At 32.6% G+C, this 26,979-nt stretch carries 27 protein-coding genes and 1 other RNA gene; 3 read left to right on the forward strand and 25 right to left on the reverse strand.

Translation table 11 applies throughout. The annotated features are described in order from the left end of the window. Window positions 1–83 precede the first annotated feature (83 nt). Window positions 84–536 carry a D-aminoacyl-tRNA deacylase gene (dtd, locus tag ACZYT4_RS11495; RefSeq protein WP_463785886.1) on the reverse strand — a complete coding sequence of 151 codons (453 nt, stop codon included), beginning with the start codon at window positions 534–536 and terminating at the stop codon, window positions 84–86. 74 nt (window positions 537–610) lie between these two features. On the opposite strand from dtd, the gene ACZYT4_RS11500 reads away from it, so the two are divergent. Next, a complete protein-coding gene (locus ACZYT4_RS11500) occupies window positions 611–1,870 on the forward strand; it encodes a replication-associated recombination protein A (RefSeq protein ID WP_463785888.1) in 1,260 nt (419 codons plus the stop codon). Between the two features lie 30 nt (window positions 1,871–1,900). Here the strand turns inward: ACZYT4_RS11500 and miaA are convergent, their stop codons facing one another. The 18 genes from miaA to ACZYT4_RS11590 all read right to left on the reverse strand — a co-directional run bounded on the left by miaA (window position 1,901) and on the right by ACZYT4_RS11590 (window position 18,753). Further along, a complete protein-coding gene (miaA, locus tag ACZYT4_RS11505; protein ID WP_463785889.1) occupies window positions 1,901–2,812 on the reverse strand; it encodes a tRNA (adenosine(37)-N6)-dimethylallyltransferase MiaA in 912 nt (303 codons plus the stop codon). Then, entirely contained in the window at window positions 2,805–3,164 is a 360-nt protein-coding gene (locus tag ACZYT4_RS11510) for a phage holin family protein (RefSeq protein ID WP_463785891.1), read from the reverse strand. The genes miaA and ACZYT4_RS11510 overlap by 8 nt, the downstream gene beginning before the upstream one ends. Beyond that, the gene (mutL, locus tag ACZYT4_RS11515) at window positions 3,164–4,984 is read right to left on the reverse strand and encodes a DNA mismatch repair endonuclease MutL (RefSeq protein WP_463785894.1); all 1,821 of its coding nucleotides are present in this window, start codon (window positions 4,982–4,984) and stop codon (window positions 3,164–3,166) included. The genes ACZYT4_RS11510 and mutL overlap by 1 nt, the downstream gene beginning before the upstream one ends. Before the next feature lie 11 nt (window positions 4,985–4,995). Then, window positions 4,996–7,485 carry a DNA mismatch repair protein MutS gene (gene mutS / locus ACZYT4_RS11520; protein ID WP_463785896.1) on the reverse strand — a complete coding sequence of 830 codons (2,490 nt, stop codon included), beginning with the start codon at window positions 7,483–7,485 and terminating at the stop codon, window positions 4,996–4,998. Between the two features lie 97 nt (window positions 7,486–7,582). Next, the gene (gene cotE, locus ACZYT4_RS11525; protein ID WP_463785898.1) at window positions 7,583–8,089 is read right to left on the reverse strand and encodes an outer spore coat protein CotE; all 507 of its coding nucleotides are present in this window, start codon (window positions 8,087–8,089) and stop codon (window positions 7,583–7,585) included. Window positions 8,090–8,212: 123 nt separating this feature from the next. Beyond that, a complete protein-coding gene (locus ACZYT4_RS11530; RefSeq protein ID WP_463785900.1) occupies window positions 8,213–9,721 on the reverse strand; it encodes an IMP dehydrogenase in 1,509 nt (502 codons plus the stop codon). 65 nt (window positions 9,722–9,786) lie between these two features. Beyond that, entirely contained in the window at window positions 9,787–10,131 is a 345-nt protein-coding gene (locus tag ACZYT4_RS11535) for a YlbF/YmcA family competence regulator (protein ID WP_463785901.1), read from the reverse strand. Continuing rightward, a complete protein-coding gene (miaB, locus tag ACZYT4_RS11540; protein WP_463785903.1) occupies window positions 10,115–11,557 on the reverse strand; it encodes a tRNA (N6-isopentenyl adenosine(37)-C2)-methylthiotransferase MiaB in 1,443 nt (480 codons plus the stop codon). The genes ACZYT4_RS11535 and miaB overlap by 17 nt, the downstream gene beginning before the upstream one ends. Window positions 11,558–11,638: 81 nt before the next feature. Then, the gene (locus ACZYT4_RS11545; RefSeq protein ID WP_463785905.1) at window positions 11,639–11,884 is read right to left on the reverse strand and encodes a hypothetical protein; all 246 of its coding nucleotides are present in this window, start codon (window positions 11,882–11,884) and stop codon (window positions 11,639–11,641) included. Window positions 11,885–11,946: 62 nt separating this feature from the next. Beyond that, a complete protein-coding gene (locus ACZYT4_RS11550; protein WP_463785907.1) occupies window positions 11,947–12,207 on the reverse strand; it encodes a stage V sporulation protein S in 261 nt (86 codons plus the stop codon). 50 nt (window positions 12,208–12,257) lie between these two features. Further along, entirely contained in the window at window positions 12,258–13,040 is a 783-nt protein-coding gene (locus ACZYT4_RS11555; protein ID WP_463785910.1) for a TIGR00282 family metallophosphoesterase, read from the reverse strand. Between the two features lie 50 nt (window positions 13,041–13,090). Then, window positions 13,091–14,650, reverse strand: a complete 1,560-nt coding sequence (rny, locus tag ACZYT4_RS11560) for a ribonuclease Y (protein ID WP_463785913.1) — start codon at window positions 14,648–14,650, stop codon at window positions 13,091–13,093. 135 nt (window positions 14,651–14,785) lie between these two features. Next, on the reverse strand, window positions 14,786–15,826 hold the full coding sequence (gene recA, locus ACZYT4_RS11565; RefSeq protein WP_463785915.1) for a recombinase RecA: 1,041 nt from the start codon (window positions 15,824–15,826) through the stop codon (window positions 14,786–14,788). A 44-nt stretch (window positions 15,827–15,870) separates the two neighbouring features. Next, the gene (locus tag ACZYT4_RS11570) at window positions 15,871–16,326 is read right to left on the reverse strand and encodes a CinA family protein (protein ID WP_463785916.1); all 456 of its coding nucleotides are present in this window, start codon (window positions 16,324–16,326) and stop codon (window positions 15,871–15,873) included. 1 nt (window position 16,327) lies between these two features. Then, window positions 16,328–16,921 carry a CDP-diacylglycerol--glycerol-3-phosphate 3-phosphatidyltransferase gene (gene pgsA / locus ACZYT4_RS11575; protein ID WP_463785919.1) on the reverse strand — a complete coding sequence of 198 codons (594 nt, stop codon included), beginning with the start codon at window positions 16,919–16,921 and terminating at the stop codon, window positions 16,328–16,330. A gap of 1 nt (window position 16,922) precedes the next feature. After that, the gene (locus tag ACZYT4_RS11580) at window positions 16,923–17,867 is read right to left on the reverse strand and encodes a helix-turn-helix domain-containing protein (RefSeq protein WP_463785920.1); all 945 of its coding nucleotides are present in this window, start codon (window positions 17,865–17,867) and stop codon (window positions 16,923–16,925) included. A gap of 195 nt (window positions 17,868–18,062) precedes the next feature. Further along, window positions 18,063–18,377: RNase P RNA component class B (gene rnpB, locus ACZYT4_RS11585), an RNA gene on the reverse strand. 43 nt (window positions 18,378–18,420) lie between these two features. Next, window positions 18,421–18,753 carry a DivIVA domain-containing protein gene (locus tag ACZYT4_RS11590; protein ID WP_463785922.1) on the reverse strand — a complete coding sequence of 111 codons (333 nt, stop codon included), beginning with the start codon at window positions 18,751–18,753 and terminating at the stop codon, window positions 18,421–18,423. A gap of 148 nt (window positions 18,754–18,901) precedes the next feature. Here ACZYT4_RS11590 and recU point away from each other — a divergent pair, with 148 nt between their 5' ends. Both recU and ACZYT4_RS11600 read left to right on the forward strand, forming a co-directional pair. Then, window positions 18,902–19,495 (forward strand): Holliday junction resolvase RecU, encoded by a 594-nt coding sequence (recU, locus tag ACZYT4_RS11595; protein WP_463785924.1) that lies wholly within the window; start codon window positions 18,902–18,904, stop codon window positions 19,493–19,495. Next, window positions 19,495–22,335, forward strand: coding sequence for a transglycosylase domain-containing protein (locus ACZYT4_RS11600; RefSeq protein ID WP_463785926.1), 2,841 nt, complete (start codon window positions 19,495–19,497; stop codon window positions 22,333–22,335). Before recU ends, ACZYT4_RS11600 begins: the two co-directional genes overlap by 1 nt. Before the next feature lie 223 nt (window positions 22,336–22,558). Here the strand turns inward: ACZYT4_RS11600 and nth are convergent, their stop codons facing one another. The 6 genes from nth to spoIVA all read right to left on the reverse strand — a co-directional run bounded on the left by nth (window position 22,559) and on the right by spoIVA (window position 26,957). Further along, a complete protein-coding gene (gene nth, locus ACZYT4_RS11605) occupies window positions 22,559–23,200 on the reverse strand; it encodes an endonuclease III (protein ID WP_463785928.1) in 642 nt (213 codons plus the stop codon). Continuing rightward, on the reverse strand, window positions 23,193–23,792 hold the full coding sequence (locus tag ACZYT4_RS11610; RefSeq protein ID WP_463785931.1) for a DnaD domain protein: 600 nt from the start codon (window positions 23,790–23,792) through the stop codon (window positions 23,193–23,195). The genes nth and ACZYT4_RS11610 overlap by 8 nt, the downstream gene beginning before the upstream one ends. 1 nt (window position 23,793) lies before the next feature. Beyond that, a complete protein-coding gene (locus ACZYT4_RS11615; RefSeq protein WP_463785933.1) occupies window positions 23,794–24,270 on the reverse strand; it encodes a hypothetical protein in 477 nt (158 codons plus the stop codon). 79 nt (window positions 24,271–24,349) lie between these two features. Further along, complete coding sequence (locus tag ACZYT4_RS11620) at window positions 24,350–25,063, reverse strand: zinc metallopeptidase (RefSeq protein WP_463785936.1); 714 nt, start codon at window positions 25,061–25,063, stop codon at window positions 24,350–24,352. 72 nt (window positions 25,064–25,135) lie between these two features. After that, a complete protein-coding gene (locus tag ACZYT4_RS11625) occupies window positions 25,136–25,408 on the reverse strand; it encodes an HU family DNA-binding protein (RefSeq protein WP_087244188.1) in 273 nt (90 codons plus the stop codon). Window positions 25,409–25,478: 70 nt separating this feature from the next. Then, window positions 25,479–26,957 (reverse strand): stage IV sporulation protein A, encoded by a 1,479-nt coding sequence (spoIVA, locus tag ACZYT4_RS11630; protein ID WP_463785938.1) that lies wholly within the window; start codon window positions 26,955–26,957, stop codon window positions 25,479–25,481. Between the last annotated feature and the right edge of the window lie 22 nt (window positions 26,958–26,979).

Below are 26,979 nucleotides of genomic sequence, written 5' to 3' on the forward strand. Positions count from 1 at the left end.
GTTCTTCTTCTTTCTTCATCTTAAAAAAACCCCATTATAACTACACTTTTTCCTTTACCCATTTTTTAAATTTTTTTCATTTATTATGAACATATCTCTTGACTATCCAATATAATTGTCACTGGCCCATCATTTATAAGTGAAACTTTCATATCAGCACCAAAAACGCCTGTTTCTAAAGAAATGCCTTTGCTAATGATTCTTTGATTAAAATAATCATATAATGGTATAGCAACATCTGGTTTTGCTGCTTTGATAAAGCTTGGTCTTCTTCCTTTTTTACAATCAGCATATAAAGTAAATTGTGATATTGATAATAAACTTCCTTTCACATCTTCCAAAGAAAGATTCATTTTTCCATTCTCATCTTCAAAAATACGCAAACCAATCATTTTATCCACCATCTTATCAACAATCTCTTTTGTATCTCCTTCACAAAAGCCCACGAGAACCATAAAACCTTTTTGAATTTTTCCTTTGACTTGACCATCAATTGTTACTTGACTTTCAATAACTCTTTGTATAACAAGTTTCATTATTTTCACCTATCCTTATTTTTATAAAAATGATATAATCATTATATCAAATTCAAAGAAAAAGGAAAGATTTTATGGCAACAACACTAGCATATCGCATGCGACCAAAAACTTTAAAAAATGTCCTTGGACAAAAACATATTATTGGAGAAAATGCGCTATTTTCTCAATTCGTTAAAAAGAATCATCCAATGTCCACTATTCTTTATGGTCCACCCGGATGTGGCAAAACAACTCTTGCTTCAGCATTGGCAAACGATCTCAATATTCCTTATCGTTTATTTAATGCTTCAACTGGCAACAAAAAAGAAATGGATATTATTATAGAAGAAGCCAAAATGTATGGTGAACTCTTTGTGATTATTGATGAAGTTCATCGTCTTAATAAAGATAAGCAAGATCATCTTCTTCCTCATATAGAGAATGGTTTATTGATTATTGCCGGATGTACAACGGCGAATCCTTATCATTCTATCAATCCTGCCATTCGTTCTCGTTGTCAAATTGTAGAAGTGAAACCATTAAGTCATGAAGATATTATCAAAGGTCTCCAACATGCATTGACAGCAGAAGAGGGTTTAAATAATGAATATCAAGTTGAACCAGGTGTTCTCGAATTCATTGCTAAAATAAGTAGTGGTGATATCCGTTATGCTTATAATTGTTTGGAAGTCTGTACGATATTAGCCCCTCAGTCGAATATTTCTTTAGAACTTGTTCAAAATTCTATATTAAAAGCAAATGCACAATACGATAAAGATGAAGATCAGTATTATGATACACTAAGTGGACTGCAAAAATCCATTCGTGGTAGCGACCCTAATGGCGCCATGTATTATTTAGGAAAACTGATTGAAGCAAATGATATCGAATCCTTAGAAAGACGTGTCATTACAACTGCTTATGAAGATATTGGACTGGCAAATCCTAATGCCTGTATGCGTACCGTTATGGCTTTTCAGGCCGCTAAAATCATTGGTTTCCCAGAAGCACGTATTCCAATTGCTAATGCTATTATTGATCTTTGTCTATCTCCAAAATCTAAATCATCTGAAACAGCAATTGATGCAGCATTACAATCCTTAAAAGAGCATCCATATCCTGCCCCATCATATCTCAGACTTTCTCCAGTAGGTTTAAAAGACGATGAAAAATATGATTATAATCGTCCCGAACTTTGGGAATATATTCAATATCTTCCTGATCCTATCAAAAAAGAGCAGTTTTATATTCCTTGGATGACAAGTTCCTATGAAAAGGCACTTGCAGAAAATTATCGTCGTATCTTAAAGCATGGTCGCACGAGTCGTATCAAAGAATTAAACAAAAAATAAATGAAAAAAGGAAACCGCGGTTTCCTTTTTTCATTCTTCAATATCTTCAATCACTTGTTGAACAGTATGATCAAAACATTCTATACAAACATCATACCAATGAACTGGAAATTGATTTTTAAACCAAGTGTATTGTCTTTTGGCATATTGCCTTGAATGTTTCTTGATGTTTTCATAAACATCTTCTCGACTTATCAAACCTTCAAAATAATCAAACCATTCTTTATAACCAATAGCTTTCATACTTTGATGTTCTCTTGTCAAACCAGATTGGTATAATTGATCAACCTCTTTTTCCAACCCTTCTTCTCTCATCAAATCAACACGTTGATTTATTCTTTGATAAAGTAATGTTCTATCCATCGTCAATCCTATAAAATAAGCATCATATAAACAAATATGCTGTTGAGAATTAACAATATCACTTTTTCTTTTCCCAGTTTGTTCATAAATCTCAATTGCTCTTAAAACACGTTGACGATTATGAGGGTGAAGTTCTAAAGCACTTTGAGGGTCAATTGTTTTTAAATAATCATACAATCCATCATCACTTAAATGACTATACTTCTTTCTAAATTCATCATGATTATCTTCAGTTTCACTGAATTCATAATCATATAAGGCCGCTTTAATGTAAAGTCCAGTTCCTCCTACAATAATAGGCAACTTACCTCTACTGACAATATCTTCAATAGTCTTTCTCACTTGTGTCTGAAAATCTTTAACACTATAGTTTTCAAAAGGATCTAAGATATCAATACAATGATGTTTAATACCTTCCATTTCAGATTCTTTGACCTTAGCTGTTCCTATATCCATGCCTTTATAGATTTGCATAGAATCACCACTGATAACTTCCCCATTAAAATGTTTTGCTAAAGCAACACCCATCTTTGTTTTTCCAACGCTTGTTGGACCAATCACAACAAGAACTTTATTCATTGATTTTCCCTATTCCTAATAAACTATATAATATTGAAATAATCAGTGAAATAATAATTGTTAAACCAAAAGAAGGAATATAGAAATCAGGTGCTAAAATCATTTCAGCCAATTCTAAAACAAATCCATTAATGACCAATTGAAATAATCCTAAAGATAATAATGTTACAGGGAAAGCAATAAAACTTAAAATAGGTTTTACAAAAGTATTTAATAATGCCAAAACAATAGCAATTAAACATGCAACACCAAAATCTTTAACATAAACTTGTGGAAATATATATGTAACGATCATAATGACAGCGCCACCTAAAATAAATTCTAAGACTAAATGAAAAATACTTTTTCGCATTAAACCACCCTCTTAAATAATTTTTCAAGATCATAACTGCTATAAAAAATAATTGTTGGTCGTCCATGAGGACAGACATAAGGATTATCACAACGCATAAGATTATCAAAAATTGTTTGCATATCATTCTCTGAAAGATATGTATTGGCTTTTAATGAAGCCTTACAACTTAATGTTGCAATTGCATGTTCCTGCAATTCTACAACATCTAAATGATTTTTATGTAATACTTCCTGAATCATTTCATCAACAAAAACATTTTCATCAATATTCTTCATCCATAATGGTAAACTTCTCACAATATAACCATGTTGGCCAAAAACCTCTAAATGAATACCAACCTGATCCAAAAGACTTTTTCTTTCCTCTAAAACAAGAAATTCACTCATTGGATATTCAAATTGTAATGGCACAAGCAAAGGTTGCATCGTTAAATCTAAGTGAGAATATTTCTCTTTGTAATATTCATAATTAATGCGTTCCTGTGCAGCATGTTGATCGACCAGATACATGCCTTTTTCATTTTCACCAATCAAATATGTTCCATGAATTTGCACCTTAGCATAAATTTTTTCTTTTAACAATCGTGGTTTGACTTCCGAAACAATCTTTTGCGTTTGTTGCATATGCTCTTGTTCTTCACTATGTTTATGTTCCGATGGAACAGAATATGTCACATCAGGTTCTTGAATGATATTTTCTTTTGTATTTTGATGATCAAGATTAACTGATGGATGTACATCCAAAACAGGTTCCTCTAAAGTCAATGCTATTTGGTCCAATTGAGGTTTAAATATCTCACGTTCAGTTTGTTTATTTTTAGCCTGATAAGTTAAATTCACTTGCTGTAAAGCCTCACTGACACCATTAAAAATCAAATCTCTTAGTTCATATTCCTTTGAGAAACGAACTTCCAATTTAGAAGGATGAACATTCACATCCACTAAATAAGGATCAACCTGAATATTGATAACAGCGATTGGAAAACGATTATCTGCCAAATAAGCACGATATGCATTATTAATCGCATCAATACTCATCACATTTTTGACATAACGATGATTCACTAAGGTAATAATATTGGCTTTTGAAGCTCTAGATGTATCAATTTTACTGATATAACCTTCTATCGTAAATTCATCATTTTCAAAATGAACAGGTATCATATTTTTCACAGTAGGAATTCCATACATATTGGCAATAACTTCCAGCAATTGTCCTTTTCCATTTGTTTGGAAAATCAGCTTATCATTATGATAAAGATGAAAAGCGATAGCAGGAAAAGCTAATGCCATTCTTTCTACATATTGATGAATAGCTGCAAACTCACTATTGACTGACTTCAAATATTTTAATCTGGCAGGAACATTTTGAAACAGTTTCGTTATTGTGATTTGTGTTCCTTTTGGTAAATCACATATATCTTCTCGTTGATATTTTCCAAATTCATAAACAATAGAAGTTCCTTCCATACCTGTAGACGTTTTCAATTCAAAACGACTAACCGATGCAATAGAAGGAATTGCCTCACCTCTAAAACCTAGAGTCATAATATTAAACAAATCCTGATCATCTTTAATTTTGCTTGTGGCATGTCTTGAAAAGCACAAACGTGCATCAACACGTTCCATACCTTCACCATTATCACAAACTTTAATCTTTTGTAATCCGCCATCTTCAATAAAAATATCTATTTTTGAAGAACTGGCATCAATGCTATTTTCAACCAGTTCTTTCACAACGCTGGAAGGTCTTTCTACGACTTCTCCAGCTGCAATTTTATTGGATAGAACATCATCTAATTGTCTAATTTTTCCCATAGCAACACCTCTTATAACAATTTCTTCAATTCAATAAGTGTACTTAAAGCATCCAATGGAGAAAGAGACATAGGATCAATTCTTTCTAAAGCTTTTTCCACAGCACTTTCTTTTTGAATTGTTTGTGGTTCCTGTACATCACTCACAACTTTTTCAATATTATTATTTTCTAAAGACTGCAAAATAACCTGTGAACGTTGAATCACTTCATCTGGAAGCTTAGCAAGTTGAGCGACATTAATTCCATAAGAACGATGACTACGTCCTGGCTTGATCTTATAGAGAAAAACAATATGATCATTTTCTACTGAAGCACTAGCATGAACATTTTGAATATGGAAAGATTCATCCATCATAGTTAATTCATGATAATGGGTTGAAAACAAAGTGATACATTGAATAGAAGTTGCGATATATTCTATCATAGATTGTGCTATAGCCATACCATCAAAAGTTGCTGTTCCTCGTCCAATTTCATCAAAGATAATAAGTGAATCTTTGGTTGCATAGCGTAAAGCATTATTTGCTTCTAGCATTTCTACCATGAAAGTTGATTGTCCAGATATCAAATCATCACTGGCACCAATACGTGTAAAGATTTGATCAAAGACAGGCATATTGGCCTCATCTGCTGGAACAAAAGAACCAATTTGTGCCATAATCACACTTAAAGCAATTTGACGCATGTATGTTGACTTCCCACCCATATTAGGCCCTGTAATCAATAGAATAGATTCATCTTGGGACATATGAATATCATTAGGTACATAATTCTGTCGAGAAATTACTTGTTCTACCACAGCATGGCGCCCATTCACAATGTCTAAAGTATGTTCACTATTAAATTTTGGTCGCACATAACCATTTTGACTGGCTTTTGAAGCTAATGACTGATAAACATCAATCTGTGCGACCACAGCAGCAACATCTTGAATCAGATGCACATCTTTCTTTATGTATTCACGTATCTGAACAAAGATTTCATATTCCAAAGCAATCATTCTATCATTAGCACTTAATATTTTTGCTTCCATTTCTTTCAATTCAGGTGTAACAAAACGTTCAGCATTAGAAATACTTTGTTTACGTGTATATTCAAATTCATCTTTAATCATTGGTAAATAACTTTTTGTGACTTCAATATAATATCCAAAAACACGATTATAACCAATTTTTAAACCCTTAATTCCTGTTCTTTCACGCTCTTTGGCTTCAAATTCACTCAACCATTGTTTCCCATTTTCTCTAATATATCTTAATTCATCCAACTCCTGATTATAACCTTCCTTAATCAATCCACCTTCTTTAAGCGTTAATGGTGGATTATCAACAATCGCTTGATCAATCGTTTGTGTTAAATGATTTAAGTCTACAAGCTGGTCAGCTAATTCATGAGTATATGGATAATCCAATGATAAAAGCTGATGCTTAAGCTCAGGTATAACTTTTAACGAAGACGCAATCCATTTCAAATCTCTTGCATTCACATTTCCAAAAGCAATTCTTCCTGCTAATTTTTCAAGATCATAAATATCATTAATAATATCTTTTATCGTTTCTCTTTCAATAAAATTATCAATAAAGATTTCAATAATATCCATTCTTTTTTCAATCTTTTCCTGATTCACAAGTGGTCTTTCAATCCATTGTCTCAACATTCTACCACCCATAGCTGATTTTGTATCATCTAACAGCCATAATAAACTTCCATAATTTTCATTATTTAAATTTTTAATCAGTTCTAAAGACTTTTGGGTATATGAATCCATATAAATATAATCATCAGTTTTCACTTCCTGAATCTTTTGAATATGTTCTAACTCTCTTTTTTGAGTTTCTAACATGTAATTTAATAAAAGTGAACAAATCTTGACTTCTTTTAAATCTTTTATATTTTCAAATATTTTTTTATACTTTTCATTAAATTGATCATTTTTATATTGTGAGATAAACAATCCATCCATTGTCCAATCATCCTCAACAACCATTTCTTTCAAACCTAATGAATCAATATAATTTTTAAGAATATGATCCTTTTTATCAATATTCACTACATAAAACTCTCCAGTTGAGATATCACAATAAGCTAATGTATAATTAAAATCAAAAATACCTAATGCGCCAATATAATTATTTCTTTTTTCATTTAAAGAAGAATCCATGATTGTTCCCGGAGTAATAATCTGAACAACTCCACGTTTCACAATTCCTTTTTTTCCAGGTTCTGATAACTGTTCAACAATCGCTACTTTATGACCTAAATCAATTAATTTTTGAATATATCCTGTCACAGAATGATAAGGAACCCCACACATAGGAACTCTTTCCTTAACACCTGCATTTTTACCTGTCAAAGCCAGATTCAAAGCCTTAGAGACAAGAATGGCATCATCAAAAAACATTTCATAGAAATCTCCTAATCTAAACATGACGATGGCATCCTGATTTTCTTCTTTAATTTCTAGATATTGTATCATCATTGGTGAATATTTTTGCTTCACGATATCCCTCCTTTAATAACCTACACATTATATCATATTTTGCAAAATAAAGAAAAGATTTCAATATGAAAAAAGATGCTAAAGCACCTTCTTCTCACTATCCTTTAATAAAATGCGGATTGATTTCAATATCTTCTAAATCATCCCAGATTTCTTCCTCATCTTTAACCTCAACTTTAATACATGTTTCTCCACTGATTTCTATTTGCATTTCTTTTTCGATTTCAATAGTCACTTCCTGATTAGAATGTGTCGCAGTTAAACATTTTGGTTTTTCCAGACATCTTCCTTTGACCTGATCATTGCTTTCAAATTCACGGTCCTCTTTTTTTGTGACCTGCATATCATCGATATATGTGACTTGATGTTTTTCTACAATTGAATCCATTTCATCATGATAACTATACCAAATGTGCACATCAAAAGTTCCAACAATTTTAGGAATCTTATTTTTGATTGCCGCTTCAAAATGATGATTTGTAATCCAACATCCTAACACATCATCAGGGAAATGATTCAAAGAAAAATTATAAGTATTTCTTGATAACTTCTTTCCTTTTGCTACAATGGCCTTTGTATAAATCTCTCTGATATTATGACTCATAAACCCACCTCCATATACTATATGATAAATCTCCTTAATTACCACAATTTTTTATAAAGAGGTGTTATTTTTATACCATATATTTTCACTGATTAAAGAAAAAGCGAGGTATTTGCCCCACTTTTATTGATTATGTGATGGTGTTGAATCTTTCAACACAACATCATGTGCTCCACCTTCAACAATACTTGTTGAAGAAACAAGAGTAATTTTCGCTTTTTCCTGTAATTCAGGAATTGTTAATGCGCCACAGTTGCACATTGTAGATTTGATTTTTGCCAGTGTCAAACCAACATTATCTTTTAAAGGTCCAGCATATGGAACATAAGAATCAACACCTTCTTCAAAAGAAAGTTTTGCATCTCCACCTAAATCATAACGTTGCCAGTTTCTTGCACGAGCACTTCCTTCTCCCCAATATTCTTTCATATATTGTCCATTGATGTTCACTTTATTTGTTGGTGATTCATCAAAACGAGAGAAATATCTACCTAACATAATGAAATCAGATCCCATTGCTAAAGCTAATGTCATATGATAGTCATGGACAATTCCCCCATCACTACAGATAGGAACATAAATTCCAGTTTCTTTGAAATATTCGTCTCTTGCTTTTGCAACTTCGATTGTTGCAGTCGCCTGTCCTCTACCAATTCCTTTTTGTTCACGTGTAATACAGATAGAACCTCCACCGATTCCTACTTTGACGAAATCAGCACCACAGTCAGCTAAGAATCTAAATCCTTCAGCATCAACAACATTTCCAGCTCCAACTTTTACACTATCTCCATAATGTTCTCTAATCCATTCTATTGTTAATTTTTGCCATTCACTGAAACCTTCACTTGAATCAATACATAAAACATCCGCTCCGGCTTCTACTAATGCAGGAACACGTGTTGCATAATCTCTCGTATTAATTCCAGCTCCCACGACATATCTTTTAGATGAATCTAACAATTCATTTGGATTTGATTTTCTTGATTCATAATCTTTTCTAAATACGAAGTATTCTAATTTCTGATCATCATCAATGATTGGTAAAGCATTTAATTTATTATCCCAAATAATATCATTAGCTTCTTTCAATGATACACCGCTTTTTGCAGTAATCAATTTTTCAAATGGTGTCATAAATTCAGAAACTTTTGTATCTAAAGACATACGTGAAATACGATAATCTCTTCCTGTTACAATTCCTACTAATTTTCCATTTTGTGTACCATCTTCAGTGACTGCCATTGTTGAATGTCCTGTTTTTTCTTTTAAAGCAATCACGTCTTTTAATGTCTGATTAGGAGCAATATTAGAATCACTTGGAACGAAACCAGCTTTATAGTTCTTCACTTTTCTCACCATTTCAGCTTGAGCTTCAACAGTTTGTGAACCATAAATAAATGAAACGCCTCCTTCTCTTGCTAAGGCAATAGCCATTGTATCATTAGATACAGATTGCATAATTGCAGATACAAGAGGAATATTTAAAGATAATGCAGGTTCTTCTCCTTTTTTAAATTTAACTAAAGGTGTTTTTAAACTTACATTTTTAGGTTGACATTGAGCACTAGAGTACCCAGGTACTAATAAGTATTCATTAAATGTATGTGATGGTTCTTCAAAAAAATATGCCATAATTACTCTCCTTTTCTTTAGATTGTCATTTATTGTAGAAATTATATAGATTTTTAATGATTTCGTCAACTCTTTTTCTTCAATTCCAAATTAATATCATTTTGAATTTGATTTAAAAATTGATTCACTTCATCTTTTAAAACCAAATAATTATAAACAATTGGATTTTCATCAAACATTTTCTTCTTTTCCTGATATATTTGAATAAGTTCTTGACTGTCTTTTCCAGAATGTTTTGCTTTCACAATATCTTGTTGTAATTGTTTTAATTCATCTTCTAATAATTTTAATTTCTCATCCTTTTGAATACATCTTTCATACTTTTGATATTCCAAAATGAGTTCCTGTTTCAAAATCCACTGATTTAATGCTTCTGCTTTTTCTTGGACATCTTTATTCAATTTCCTCACCTTTTAAAGCCCATGTTTTTGCTTCAGTGACTTTCACTGGAACAATTTGACCAATATGATCCGGATTACCTTTAAAATTAATAAGTTTCTGATGTTTTGTATATCCTGTTAACATTTGTGAATCTCTCTTAGAAGTTCCATCTACCAGAACTTCTACAACTTGATTGAGATATTTTTGATTTTGTTTCAAAGCTTTTTCATTAACCAAATCATTCAAACGATATAAACGCTGTTCTTTTGTATGTTGATCAATATCATCTTCCATCTTTGCTGCAGGTGTTCCTTCTCTAGGAGAATAAATAAACGTATACGCCAAATCATATTCACAATATTCATATAAAGATAATGTATCTTCAAATTGTTCTTCTGTTTCACCAGGGAAACCAACAATAATATCTGTTGTAATTGTACAATCAGGAATCTTGGCTTTAATTTTGTCAAAAAGCTGTAGATACTCTTCTCTACTATAACGTCTTCCCATACGTTTTAAAACCTGACTATTTCCTGACTGAACTGGTAAATGAATAGCTGGCATGATATTGTCATATTTAGCAATCACATCAATCATTTCATCACTAAAATCCCAAGGATGACTTGTTGTAAAACGGATACGAGGAATATTCGTTTGAGCAACATCTTCCAGCAAAGAAGCAAAATTATACTCATTGTGGAAATCTTTACCATATGAATTGACATTTTGTCCTAATAACGTGATTTCCTGATAACCTTGTTCCTTTAATTCGATAACTTCCTGTATAATTTCTTCTTTTAAACGTGATCTTTCTTTACCACGTGTATAAGGAACAATGCAATATGTACAGAATTTATTACATCCATACATAATATTGACCCATGCTTTATAAGGATGAGCACGATGAGATGGCAAGTTTTCAATCACATCGCCTTCCTTTGACCAGACTTCTAAAACCATTTCTTTTTCCAGCATAGCCTGTTTTAATAAGACTGGTAAACGATGAATATTGTGCGTTCCAAATATTAAGTCAACTTGCGGATGTTTTTCTAAGATCTTATTGACAACCACTTCTTCTTGTGCCATACATCCACAAATACCAAAAATAATATTGGGATTCGTTCTTTTCACTTTCTTTAAATATCCGATTTTACCAAAAACTTTTTCTTCTGCATTTTCACGAATAGCACAGGTATTTAATAAAACCACTTGTGCGTCCTTAATTTCATCAGTTGCCTCATAGCCTAAACTTTCAAGAATTCCAGCTAAAGTTTCACTGTCACGTTCATTTGCCTGACAACCATAAGTTTGTATAAAATATTTTTGTCCTTTTCCAATTCCAATCATATCTGCAGGTATCTCATAAGCATCTTTGATATGATGAATTTGATCTTTCCCACGATGTTTCGCATCTTTTAAAGAAGGACCGTTAAAATATTGACTATAATCTTTCATTTTTTCACCACTTTCTGCTTTATTATACCAAATAAATAAAAATAAGAAAGAAAAAAATAAGGACAATGTCCTTATTTTCAATTAACCAAAGAATCCGTCTGGTTGAATAGAGAAATATAAAATTGATCCTTCAGGTGTTTTCTTAAATAATCCTTTACAATATGAAGCAGCTTCATCAGCAGTCATTTCAGTTTCGCATTCAACTTCTGCTTTGATTCCAGTTTTCTTTATAAATTTACATTTCACTTTATCATCTTCATACCCATCAAAAAAATCAATTAATTTTTGAACCTGAGCAGTAGACATTAATAATTTACATTTTGCCATAATATTTCCTCCTTATTATCACATTTCTATTATAACACTTTGCGTAAAAAAATAAAGCATTTTCACTTCATTTCTACATTTAATCTCAGTGATGTGACAACCTGATTATCAATTGTTAAATCATAAAAAGAAGGTATACAATAAAGCTCATATCCACTTGGTGCAATATAGCCTCTTGAAATAGCAATAGCTTTCATAGCCTGATTTAAAGCAGCAGCTCCAATAACTTGAATTTGAACCATGTGATGTTCTCTTAATAAACTCGTTAATGCTCCGGCAACCTTACTAGGTTGTGAAGACGAAGACACTCTCATCATTTCCATAAAAAAATTCCTCCTTGCTTCAAATATATGAGCAAAGAGGAAAAATATGCTTATAAAGGATGATCTGGATCAACGCAAATTCTTTGAATTTGTTTGCATTGATTTTTCTCATTAAATTTTAACAATGTCGCACGGAACTGTCCTGGGCTTTCAGCAATTTGAAATGGTGTCATTATTCCTGTTTTCATACGTTTAATAATACTATTTGTATCACATCCAATAACGCTATGATAAGGTCCTGTCATACCAACATCACTTTGATAAGCCGTTCCTTGTGGTAAGATCTTTTCATCAGCCGTTGTCACATGCGTATGTGTTCCAAGAACCGCAGAAACTTGACCATCCAAATAATATCCCAATGCCACCTTCTCACTTGTTGCTTCAGCATGAAAATCAATAATATGAATATCACTTTGATCTTCTTTGAGTAAATCATCAATCACCTCAAATGGATTCTGTGACTTTCCATCCATAAAAGTAATTCCTAACAAATTTGTCACTCTAATTTTACGTCCTTGAAATTGAATTTCACGACTTCCAACTCCAGGCAAAGCCTTAGGTTGATTATAAGGAACAATTAATCGATCAGCTTCATCAATATAATCAAATAATTCTTTTTTAGCAAATGTATGATTACCCATTGTCATCAATGAAATTCCCTGAAACAAGAAATTTTCATAGTGCTTCTTGATTAAACCTTTTCCATGTGTAGCATTTTCAACATTTGCAATCACAAAATCAACCTGATATTTTTCTTTAATTTGCGGCAGATATTTTTCAATCATTTCTCTACCAATTGAAGAAAACACATCTCCAATAAAAAGAATATTCATTTTTTCTCCTACTTTCTATTTCTTAAAAAAAGATAGGGATATCCTATCTTTTATTTAGCAATTTCATTTGCACGAACTTCACGAATCACTGTCACTTTAATATGACCAGGATATGTCAATTCGTTTTCAATCTTTTCTTTAATATCTCTCGCCAATTGATGACTCATCAAATCATCAACTTGTTCAGGTTTCACAATGACACGAATTTCACGTCCAGCCTGAATCGCATAAACTTTATCAACACCATCAAAACCTTTAGAAATTTCTTCCAGTTTTTCAAGTCTTTGAATATAGTTTTCAATTGTTTCACTACGGCTTCCAGGTCTAGCAGCTGATAAAGTATCCGCTGCAGCAACCAAAATAGATATCACGCTTGTTGGTTCGACATCACCATGATGTGATTCAATGGCATTAATAACAGTGGCATTTTCACCATATTTTTTAGCAAATTTAACACCTAATTCAACATGGCTTCCTTCCATTTCATGGTCAACTGCTTTTCCAATATCATGTAAAAGACCGGCTCTTCTTGCTAATTGCTGATTTAACCCTAATTCAGCAGCCATCATTCCTGCAAAATGAGCAACCTCTAATGAATGCTGTAAAGCATTTTGCCCATAGCTCGTACGATACTTTAATTTTCCAATCAACATAATAATTTCTTTATGAACACGAGATAATCCAAGTTCAAAAATAGCGTCTTCACCTGTTTTTTGAATGACTTCACAAAGCTCATTTTTCGTTTTCTGAACAACTTCTTCAATACGCCCTGGCTGAATACGACCATCACGAATTAATGTTTCCAATGAAAGACGTGCAATTTCTCGACGAATAGGATCAAAACAAGAAATTGTAATAGCTTCAGGTGTATCATCAATAATTAATTCAACGCCTGTTGCATTTTCAATAGCCTTGATATTTCTCCCTTCACGTCCAATAATACGTCCCTTCATTTCTTCACTAGGTAATGCGACAACATTGACCGTTCTTTCGATGGTTTCTTCCTGTGAATAACGATTAATGGCAGCAGCTATAATATCCTTTGCATAAAGTGAAGCTTTAGACTTTGCTTCATCTTCCTGTTCCTTGATATAAGCTGTGACTTCTTTTGACATTTTTTGTTCAACTTGTTTAAATAACTCTTCTTTTGCTTCATTAGCGCTCATTGCTGCAATTTTTTCTAATTCCGTAATTTTTGCATCAATTTGATCTTTTAATTGAGCCTCTAATTTCCCTAGTTCTTCACTTTTCTTTTCTAATTGCGCAGTTTTTTCCTCCAAAACATCTTCTCTGCCTTGTAAAGCAATATCTCTACGATCAATATTTTGTTCTCTTTGCAATAGTTTGTTTTCAAATTTAGTAACTTCTAAGCGTTGTTCCTTGATTTCTTTTTCAGCATCAAGCTTATATTCATAAGCTTGTGTTTTCGCATCAAGAATAGCTTCCTTGACTATATTATCAGCTTTAGAATTGGCTTCTTCCACAATCTTTGTAGCATCAGCATTGGCTTTTGATATTCCTAATTTTGTTAATATAAAATACAATAAAAATCCTAAAGCGACACAAAGAACATAGGTTACAATAGTAAGAGGGGTAAAAAATTCTGACATAATCTTCCTCCTATTTCCTATGACAAATTTCTGATAGTGCATAGCGCACATAAGATATTATATCGTATTTTTGTGAAATTGACAATAAAATATCAAAATAATGCTTTTTCTTTACACAATAAAAAACCAGCCAATTTATGCTGGTTCATTTTCATTATGAGAAAACAATTGAGCTTTCACTTTTTCTTCAATTTCAGCCATGATATCAGGATGTTCAGCTAAGAAGTTTTTAACATTTTCTCTTCCCTGTCCAATTTTTTCTCCTTGATAAGCATACCATGCACCAGATTTATCCATAATATTAGCCGCAACAGCTAAATCAATAATCTCTCCATCTCGTGCAATACCTTTACCATAAATGATATCTACTGATGTTGTTTTAAATGGCGGTGAAACCTTATTTTTTACAACCTTAATATTAACTTTATTTCCGACAATCTCACTACCATTTTTAATAGCTTCACTACGTCTAATTTCAATACGAACTGAAGCATAGAATTTTAAAGCACGTCCTCCTGTCGTTGTCTCTGGATTACCGTACATAACACCAATTTTTTCTCTTAACTGGTTAATAAAAATAATAGTACATGATGTCTTGTTCATCAATCCTGATAAACGTCGCATAGCTTTAGACATCATTCGGGCCTGTAGACCAACAGAATTGTCACTCATTTCTCCATCAAGTTCAACTTGTGGCACTAAAGCAGCCACAGAGTCCACAACAACCAAATCAATTGCGTTACTTTTCACCAAAGTTTCAGCAATGGCCAAACCTTGTTCCCCGCTATCAGGCTGTGATAAAATCAATTCATCAACATTAACTCCTAAATTTCTTGCATAGACAGGATCAATCGCATGTTCCGCATCGATAAATGCTGCACGACCACCTTGTTTTTGCACTTCCGCAATAGCATGTAAAGTCAGTGTTGTTTTCCCACTTGATTCAGGTCCATATATTTCTATGATACGTCCTTTAGGATAACCACCAATTCCTAAAGCAGCATCCAAAGTTAAAGAACCAGTAGGAATAACATCAATATCTACAGCTACACGGTCACCTAATTTCATAATAGAACCTTTTCCAAACTGTTTTTCAATCAAATGAATCGCATCATTCAATGCTTTTTCTTTTTTATCATCAACAGTTTCTCCACTTTTGACTTTCTTTTCTGCCATAAAATATTCCTCCTACTATTTATATACAACACTTTTTTGTGAATTTACTTCAAAATTTCTAAAATTTTTTCAATTCCTATCAAAATAGCCTGCTTTTGAATATCATCACGACTTCCAGAAAGATGATAACAAAATGTATGAATATTATCCTTATATGCAATTCCTACATAAATAAGGCCAACTGGTTTCCCTTCCATTGCTGAAGGACCTGCATTACCTGTAAAGGAAATACATAAATCACTTTCAAACATTTTTTGACCTTGAATCGCCATCAAACCTGCAACTTCATTAGAAACAACACCAAACTGTTCAATGACTTTTTCATCAATATGCAAAACATCTCTTTTAATACGTGTCTGATAACTTACCAATGTACCACAGTAAACTGCCGAAATACCACTGATACGGCCAATCTGGTGGGCAAATCCCCCTACTGTAAAACTTTCTACACTGCTTATTGAAATATGTCTTTCTATTAATAATTGTGCTAATTCATCCATTTTACATACTCTCCATAACATATTGTCTATTCTTCATAAAATAATCAACCCCACTTGCAAAAGAAATCACAGTTGCTAGCCAGATCATGATTTGATCCATAGGGATATGAAGACTTGCAAAACCAATATTATTCAACAACAATAAACAAATAGCAATCATTTGTGTCATTGTTTTCGCTTTTCCTAAATAGCTTGCTGCTAAAACAACATTTTTTTGACTGGCAACAAGACGAATAGCATCAACAATAATATCTCTTGAAATCATAATAATAGGAATCACAATATGAATATCATGCGTTGATGTTAATAATAATAAAGCTGTATTGACAATCAATTTATCGGCAATAGGATCAATAAACTTGCCAAATGTAGTCACCAACTGATGTTTACGTGCAATGTAACCATCAAAGAAATCTGTGAGTGCTGATAAAGCAAATATGATAAACAAAACGATATCTAATAAAGATATTTGTGTAGATAAAATTTGATAAACAGGGATTTGAATTCCTGTTTCCTGATATGGAAATAAATAAATAATAATAAATAATGGGACACTTAGCAAACGAATAGTTGTTAATTTATTTGGTAAATTCATATTATTCCTTCTCTAATGTTAAAATAAAATCTACAGGTCGATCCTGATTTGTATTCTTATCTTCATCAGTCAATGGCACTTCCTGATTATTGATAAAATAACGATGTCCTTTATTATTACCATTACGTAAATCTAAACTTTCGAACTCATCAACATTAAATGTTAATTCAACAGTTTCCGTTTCACCATCTTCATCTTCATGATAAGTCTTTGAAACAAACTGATCATAAATGTCTCCATTGACACTCATCTGTGCCCAACATGGAGCATTGTATTCAATTCTCAATGTAAAAGTTTGGGCATCAGCTGGTAATTTCATTGTATAATCTAAGAAATCATTTCTAGTAAATTCAACTGTCTCACTATTTGCTGTTCCATTATCAACAGTGCCATCACTATTTGAAGTATCTGTACTATTTTGATCATCCGTATTGATGTCACCTTCAACAGTTAACTGATTATCAGGCTTTACTGGGTCACTGCTTTGTGAACGAGTCGCATAAAAACCAAACCAGATGACCACAATAATCAAGCATACAAGAACCAGAATAATCCCAGCACGAATGATTGTCACATGCGATTTATCTTCATAAACAGAAGGTTTTCTAGTCAGTTGAGGTGCTTTAAAAGAAAACTTCTTTCCTTTTTCCACAATATCTTCATTATGTTCTTCCTGATTTTCTTTCTCTTTTAAATCTTCTAATTCAATTTCTCGAGTTAACTCAATATACTCTTTTGTTAACTGTTCACTATCCATATTTAAAGCTTGTGAAATCTTTTTCAGATACATTTTCACATAAGCTTCATCACCTTTATATCGATCAAACTTCCCATTTTCAATATCTTTTAAGACTGCAACTGATATTTTTGTCTTTGCTGATAAATCTTCAACCGTCAATTTCTGTTTTTCTCTTTTTTGACGAATTTTTTCACCTAAATTATCCAAAAGAAATACCTCCTTATTCCTAGAAAATGTCCCTTCAATAATAATCATTAAACCATAAAACATCCCTTTTAGCAATACTAACACTATTATTTTATGAATTTATGAACAAGTTATGAATTTTAAACAAATAAGTCAAATTTGATTTGTTTTTTTATAAAAAAAGTCGATATCTCTATCGACAAAATAGCTCATTCTGATAAGCCGAGTTCTGTTTTTCAACCGATTATTTATCTATGTTTACACATCTTCATGTCAGTTCATTTCCCTTCATGAAGCTCCCCTACCAAAATTTGGGTTTCATCCTTGCAGAGTTTACCTCTTTTCACTCTTTTTTTCAAAAGACATTGTTTCTGTGGCACTTTATGACTTATCAACCATGCCTGACGGTTTAGGTCTTAGGTCTGTCGTTAGCTTTGAGCTACCTGCATTTATTAGATGCAGTACAAACACTACAATCATCGCAGATTGTGGATGCCCGGACTTTCCTCTATTACTAGCAATCGGTTCTTATGAGCATGTTTATTTTACTGAAAAAAAACTCAAAATGCAATCATTATTTATTTTTATAAACTTCTTTTTCTAGATTAGAGATTCTTTTTAATAAATCAACATTTGATGAAAGATTTTCTTCCATAGAACGTAAATTATCCTGTTGAATCATCTGTTCTCTTTCCATATTTGCCATTTTCATTTTTAATGCTTCATTTTCTTTTTGAAGATTCTCTATCTGTTCATAGGATTCATTTAACATATTCGCAAATGTTTCATAATCTTCTACAATGGTATCTAGGAAATAATCAACTTCTGTTGCACTATATCCTTTAAAATCTATCTGAAAATGTTTATTTAAAATTTTTTTAGGACTTAATTGTATTTTATTAGCCATATACATCACCTTTCCTCCACATTATTTTCACAAAAAACAATTATAAATGCAAGATATTTTTAAAAAAAGATGATTTTACACATAAATTAGACAAGATGGGAAAAATATATGTTATAATATATGAGACAATTTACGAAAGGACATGATTATGGTTAATTATCCAAATATGAAAAAGAAATGGCAGTCCAGCTACTTGCCAAACAATGAAAACAAGCATTACACAGCACATCGTGGGATGTCATTAGAAGAAGATATATCATTATCCAATGAATATTATCTCACTCATGATATTGCTGTCATATATAAAAAACCAACCCCTGTTCAAATCGTAAAAGTCGATTATCCTAAACGTGAAGCAGCCAAAATTGTAGAAGCTTATTATAAAACACCTTCAACAACTGATTATAATGGCCTTTACAGAGGAAAGTATGTAGATTTTGAAGCAAAAGAAACAAAAATTAAAAATTTTCCTTTTGCTAATATCTCTAAGCATCAAATTGATCATCTACAAAAAATAATTGATCACGGAGGTATTGCTTTTGTTATTATTGCATTTACCTCAATAAATGAGGTATACTTAATTGACGCAAGTTATATTATTAATGATTATTATCATTCTCAACGAAAATCAATGACATATGAAAAAATCAAAAGTCTTGGTCGCCTCATTCCGCAGGGATTTCAACCACGACTTCATTATTTAAAAGTTGTTGATGACTTGTATTTTAAGGAGGACGAATGATGAAAAAAATAAAGTCTCAAAAAAAGAAGACAACTTCACAAACAGGAAACAAAAGACAAAAAAGACGAATCATCAAAGTTATCTGTTTAATTGTTGCCGTACTGATTACATCTGGCGGGATGTACCTTGGTTTTGGCATTTTTAAACAAGTTGAAGGTTTTTCTAAAGAAAGATTGACTTCTGATGAATCTTCTGTTTTATGTACAACTGATGGTGAAGAATGGTTTTCTGTAGCTCGTGGAGGGGTACAAAAAAATGTATCTTATGATGATATTCCACAAGTCATGATTGATGCAGTTGTTGCTGCTGAAGATTCAAGATTCTTCGAGCATAATGGTTTTGATGTTCCACGTATTGTGAAAGCATTACTTGGAAACATTGCTGCCGGAGGAATTACAGCTGGTGGTTCTACGATTACTCAGCAGCTCATTAAGAAATCTTATTATCCTGATGAAGAACAGACAATTGAAAGAAAGGTTGGAGAAATTATTCTTTCAATTGAAGCCACTTCTCAAATTTCAAAAGAAGAAGTTTTGGAACTTTATTTAAATAAGATTTATTTTGGATACGGACCTCAGACAATCGGTATTTATGCTGCCTCAAGATATTATTTTGATAAAGCTGTACAGAATTTAACTTTACCTGAAGCAGCCTTATTGGCTGGAACATTAAACTCTCCAAACAAATATGACCCATTTAGAAATCTTGATTTGGCACAACAGCGTCGTGATACAATTCTAGATTTAATGTTACAACATGGTTATATTTCTGAAGAAGAATGCGAAGCAACAAAAGCCATTCCTGTTGAAAATACTTTAAAATCAAATCCAATTTCAACGAGTGGTCAATATCAGGCCTATGCAGATAAAGTCATTCGTGAAGTTCAGGAAACAACAGGCTATGATCCTTATGAAACACCAATGCGTATTTATACATATATTGATACAGATATTCAAAAAGAACTTGATGATATTGCAAGTGGTGAATCTTATACTTTCCAGGATTCTAAAATCCAAGTTGGAGCTGTTATTCAGGAATCAACAACAGGACGTATTGTGGGTGTTTTAAGTGGTCGTAATTATACACCTTTAGGAACAACTTATGCTTACGCTTCCAAAACAGGAGCCACGTATGGTCAAAAAAATCAGCCTGGTTCTTCATTAAAACCAATTATTGCCTATGCTGCGGCAATTGAATTTTTAGATTACTCAACAGCACATTATGTCCACGATGTACCATATGCTTATTCCAGTGGCTTCACACCAGGAAACTGGGATGGAAAATATCATGGTGACGTATCTATGTCTAGTGCTATCAGCAACTCTTGGAATGCTGCTGCTTTACAAACATTTAGTGAAGTTCTAACTGGCACTGACTGTAATGGCAATAACGTTGGAGAAGGAATCGGTTATGAAAAAGCTACAGAATACCTTGAAGGCTTTGGTTTTGATATGGAAAATGAAAGTCTTGAATTAGGTTATGCTATTGGATCATGGGAATATGGTGTTACTCCTGAAGATGAAGCTGGTGCTTATGCTGTATTTGCTAATGGTGGTACATATATTGAACCACATACAGTACAAAAAATCGAATTACTCTCTACTGGCGAAGTTATTGAAATTGATCAACAATATCAACAAGAAAAAACACAGGCCATTTCTGAAGAAACCGCTTATATGATTAGAGATATTATGACTGATTATGTAAAATCCGGAACAGGAACATATCGTTTATTAAATCTAGGTTATCAAATTGGTGCGAAAACAGGTACCTCAAACCACGCCGATGATACAAATGTTAATGCAAAATTACGTGGACATAGTAAAGACGCCTGGTTATCAGCTTATTCTCCTGATTATTCATGGAGTGTCTGGACAGGTTATAGTGGTGAAGACCAAAAAGACGGATATTATTTGAAAAGCAACAGAGATACAAATAATATTTCTGCTCAAATTGCAAAATTCTTGCATCAAGATGGTGTAAAAAATTCATACCCATCTCAACCTGATGGTGTTGTTAGTGGAACTTGTGTTTCTGGAATTTATCCATATGTCTCTCCAGGAGATGGTGTTCCTAGTGATCGTGTTGTCTCTGGATTATTTAAAACAAGCAATACACCAAGTGGCAGTGCCAGTGGATCAAGTTTAAGTAATTTATCTTCATTCACTGCTACAATGACAAATAATCAATTACAGGTGACATTTAGTGAATATGATCCTAAGAGCATGACAGAGGATGCTACTCCTACAAAGACATACTCTGTTGGTGGAAACAATTATACTCTGCCATATTTAGGAAATATCAATCAGATTTATGGTAAAGTTGTCTATAAAGTTGATATTGCAGATGCAAGTGGTAATGTTGTTCATAGTGAAACATTAAATAGTGCTACAGGCACAATCAATTATACTTTACAACCAGGTACTTACACAGTTACAGGATATTATGCATTTGAAAGTGGTAGTGGTACTTCTAATAAGATTTCACAAACAATCACAGTAGAAGATACAACGCCTGCAAGCTATACACGTGCTTCTTTGACTGATACATCTGTTGCTTATCAAGTCACTGTTCCTGTTGGAACAACTGTGACAGCTTCTTTAAATGGCGCTACACAGTCACTTCAGCAATCTGGTACGATTACTTTCAGTCAATTAACAGCTGGAACAGAATATACTGTTACATTTACGCAAACTTTAACAAATGGTCAAACAGTCAACCTTGGTACTGATAGATTTACAACAACCAATTCAACAACTACCACAACACCACCTGTCACTGAAACACCTGACACAGGACAAACAACACCACAAACGCAACAACAAGCGCAATCTCAATAGGTCAAATTTATTACCCAATTAGCATCATGCTGATTGGGTTTTATTTTTATCCTTTCCTCATATTTAAGGATTCTTAAATTGTTAAGAGCTTCTATTCTTACTTCCTAAATCAAATGTTGATTCATAATGATAAAAACAGATAAAATTGCTGATGACTTTTATCAAACTTTCTTTATCATTAAATCAATGATTTTTGTACAAAAAAAACGCATTTTCATGCGTCTTATAAGTATTTTTTACGTTTTGGCTCTTTACATATATCGATCAAAGGACAATTTTGACAGTTGGGATTCATTGCTTTGCAATGATATCTACCAAAGAAAATCATTTGATGATGTGTTTTAATCCAACGTTCTTTAGGTATGGCTTTTTGTAATTTCTTTTCTACAGTTAAGACAGAATCTTTTTTAAAAGCAAATCCTAATCTTTTAGAAATACGTTCAACATGTGTATCTACAGCAATTGCAGGAACCTGAAAGCCTTCTGAAATGACAACATTGGCAGTCTTTCGTCCAACTCCTGGTAATGTCTGTAATGTTTCATGATCACATGGGACTTTTCCATCAAAATCATCTATCAGCTTCTGAGCCATAGCCTTGACATTTTTGGCTTTATTGCGATACAAACCAATCGTACGCAAATCATTTTCCAGCTGTGACAAGGGCGCATAAGCATAATCTTCGACACTATGATACTTTTTAAATAAATGTTGTGTTAATTTGTTTACACTGGCATCTGTTGTTTGTGCTGACAACATCACAGCAATCAATAATTCTAATTCATTATGATGAACCAGCTCACACTTAGCATCTGGATACATATCATCAAAAACCTGTAAAATACGATTCACTTTTTCTTTATTCATGCTCTTCCCACCATTTATAATCCTTTATACTTTGTTCTACTTCTTGTTTAGGCGATGGTGATGATTGAGGTGCAAAACGTTTTGTCACGCCATAACGTGACCAATTATCCAAAATCTTTTCAATATATCGAAAAGTGATTACTCCTGATTTAACAGATTCATTCAAAGCATCAACAATCATTTCATCACCATATCCTTGACACTTTAAAGAGTTAATCAATTGAATTTCTCTTTGACTCAAACTACGTCCAAATGCATCTTCAAAAATACTCACCAAATCAATATCCGTCGTCTCTTGTGTTTCAGGTTGCTCTAACAACAAATTCTGTAACGGTTTTAAATTAAGAGAACCATTTCGCCTTGATATCCAATGCTTATCAACCAGAGACATTAAAATATCATCTATCTTTTGAATAGATAAAGAACAAACGCGAGAAATCTGTGAAGGGGTAATAGGCTTCACGCCAATCTCATTCAATGTCATAATCAACAATAAAAGGTAACATTCCTCATCATTGATCTGCATTTTTTTTGCTTTTAAAATCAAAAGCTTTTGAAAATCAATACACTGATAATCAATCAATTCATCCATACTACTCACCTAGCCTTACAGCCTTAATAAATTCACCACTATTTAAATCATAATACACATATAACAAAGAAGCATCATCCTGATAACGTCCATAATAAACAAATCTTTCATTTTCATAACCTATCTCTAAATCATCTATAGATACATTATATTTTTCATTAATAGCTGATTGAACTGTTTTTTCATCAGCCACATTCCCCTGATATGTATCAACCAATTCCAAATCTTTATTATAGGCCACATAAGAATCAATTTCATTAATTTTGACCTTAACAATATAATAAACTTCTTTACCTCTATATTCGCTAAAATAGCCTTGATAATCATATTGATTCGTTTCACAAATTTCATTTCTTATTTCATCTAATTGATGATGATATTGATAATAAGGAACGTGAACAAATAACATATAAAAAGAAACCACTGCTAATACAACAGTTAAAACAATAATCGATATAATAAAAGTATGTTTTTTCATTATGTTCACCTCCAGTGTTTTTATTATATAACAAAATATATAAAATGCAAAACAAAAATGAAAAGACCTTTCCAGGTCTTTAATCATCTCTAGAATTACCAAATATAATCAAAAAGATTCTTAGCATACTCATTAAAGTTGAAATCATTGCAGCCACATATGTCATCGCTGCAGCCGATAACATTTTCTTAGCCCCATCATATTCTCCTGATGTCAGATAACGTGTTTGTAAAATAGATAAAGCACGCGATGATGCATTAAACTCTACTGGCAACGTGACAAGCTGAAAAGCCAAGATTCCACACATAGCAATAAAACCAAACCAGGCAATATCTGTCTGCCCTAAGATTAATCCAATAAATATCGCAATCCATCCTAGATATTGACCTACGTTCGCAATTGGCAAAATTGCATTTCTTAGAGAAATTGGAATATATTTTTCTTTATACTGAATCGCATGTCCACATTCATGTGCAGCTACAGCTAATGCTGCAATTGATGTACCACGATAAATATCATGCGATAAATTGATTGTTTTTTTGCCAGGATTATAATGATCACTCAATTGTCCTCTCACTTCATAAATTTGAATATCATATAATCCTTCACTATCAAGAATTTCTCTGGCGATTTGCGCCCCTGTTATTCCTCTAGAATTAGGAATTTTTTTAAAACGACTATATGTTGTCTGAACCTTCATTTGTGCCCACAACGCTAATATTGCCGCCAATATAACAAAAATGGTTCCTATCATATAATAGCTATTATAATAAAATCCATAAAATGGAAACATATCTATCACCTCACTAATGATAATATACCCATTATATTAACTCAATATGTCAAAAAAATAAGAAAGATGCAATTAATTCATTGCATCTTTTAATCTATTGCTTGGCTTAAATGAAACAGTTTTACTTGCAGGAATGATCATTGCTTCTTTTGTTTTTGGACTAACACCTTTACGTTCTTTTCGGTTATTCACCTTAAAAGTTCCAAAACCAGAAATTAAGACCTTATCTCCATTTAAAATACTTTCAATCATTGTATCGAAAACTGTATCTACTAACGCTTCAGCATCCTTTTTTGTTAAATCTTTTTTTAGTGAAACGATATCAATAAGCTCTTTTTTATTCATTTTTTCACTGCCTCCTACTTAAATCTAAGTAGTAGTATAACATTTCAAAAACCTAAGCGCAATAACAAATTTATAAAACTATCGCAATCACATTAGACTTTCCTTTATTCACAATTTTACTCAAAATATCATGCACTCTTGTACAAGCGGTTTCATTCATAGAAGCTAATTTCACACGCATTCCCTCATTAATCAGATCACCTAATTTTCTACCAAAAACATCACAATCAAAAATAGCTTCCTTATTATTTTTACCATGACTTTGTAAATATTGGACAAAAGCTTCAGCTTGTTCTTTAGAACCTATAATCGGTTCAAAAGTTGATTCAATATCAACTTTAATCATATGAATGGTTGAAGCAGTTGAGACCAGTTTCATACCATAACGAGGCCCTTGCTTGATAATTTCTGGTTCGCTTAACTCAATATCTTCCAACATCGGTAAAGCATAACCATACCCTGTTTGTCTAACCATTTGAATTGCACTTTGATAAGCCTGATATTCCTGACTCATTTGTTTAAGCTCCTGAATCTGTCTTAAAAATAAAGCCGCATCAAATTTTTCTTGTCCTAAAATTTCATTAAGAATTTCATGATATAAACCATTTCTTTCTTCAATACGTAGTGTCGCTGATGAGGCAGATGTATCAATAGATGACAAATAAGCTTTTGATATAAAATCAAATTCAGTCATAGATGTCGCAATCTTCTCAACATCTCTAAAGCGATGAATTTCCTGTAAAGATTTTTCCAGTGATTCATCTAAAGTTTGTTTAAGCCAGTGACTTGAATCCATCAAAGCAATCCATCTAGGAACTTCAATTTTAACTTCATGAATAGGAAATTCATATAAAGCTTCTTTCAATAAACGTGTAATATCATCTTCACTCATATCTGTCACTTTTAAAGCCATAACAGGAACATCATGTTTATTCTGAAGCTCTTCTACCAGTTGACTACATTGCATACTATGAGGATCTTTTGAGTTGACAACAATCACAAAAGGTTTGCCAATATCTTTGAGTTCAGAAATCACTTCATCCGTTGCCTGAAGATAATCTACACCTGGTATTTCACAAATAGAGCCATCACAGGTCATCACTATCCCAATCGTAGAATGATCCTGAATCACTTTCTGCGTTCCAATTTTAGCCGCCTCATCAAATGGTATCGCTTCTAGATACCAAGGTGTTTTCACATAACGAATTCCCTGTTCATCTTGATATCCTTTCGCCCCATCAATGACATAACCAACACAATCAACCAATCTGATATTCACACTCAAATTATCTCCAACTTGAATATGAGCAGCCTGATTCGGTACAAATTTTGGTTCGACCGTCATAATCATTTTGCCTTCTCCAGACTGTGGCAGCTCATCTATGGCACGAATTTTAGCATCAGGATTATCAATATAAGGAATGACAGCTTTTTCCATAAAACGCTTAATAAATGATGATTTTCCCACCCTGACTGGTCCGACAACCCCTAAATAGATATCACCATCACATCTTTTTCCAATATCTTTTAATATATCTATTGTCTGCATAGACATCCTCCTTCTCACACAT

It is taken from the genome of Massilimicrobiota sp. mt181 (assembly GCF_055420065.1).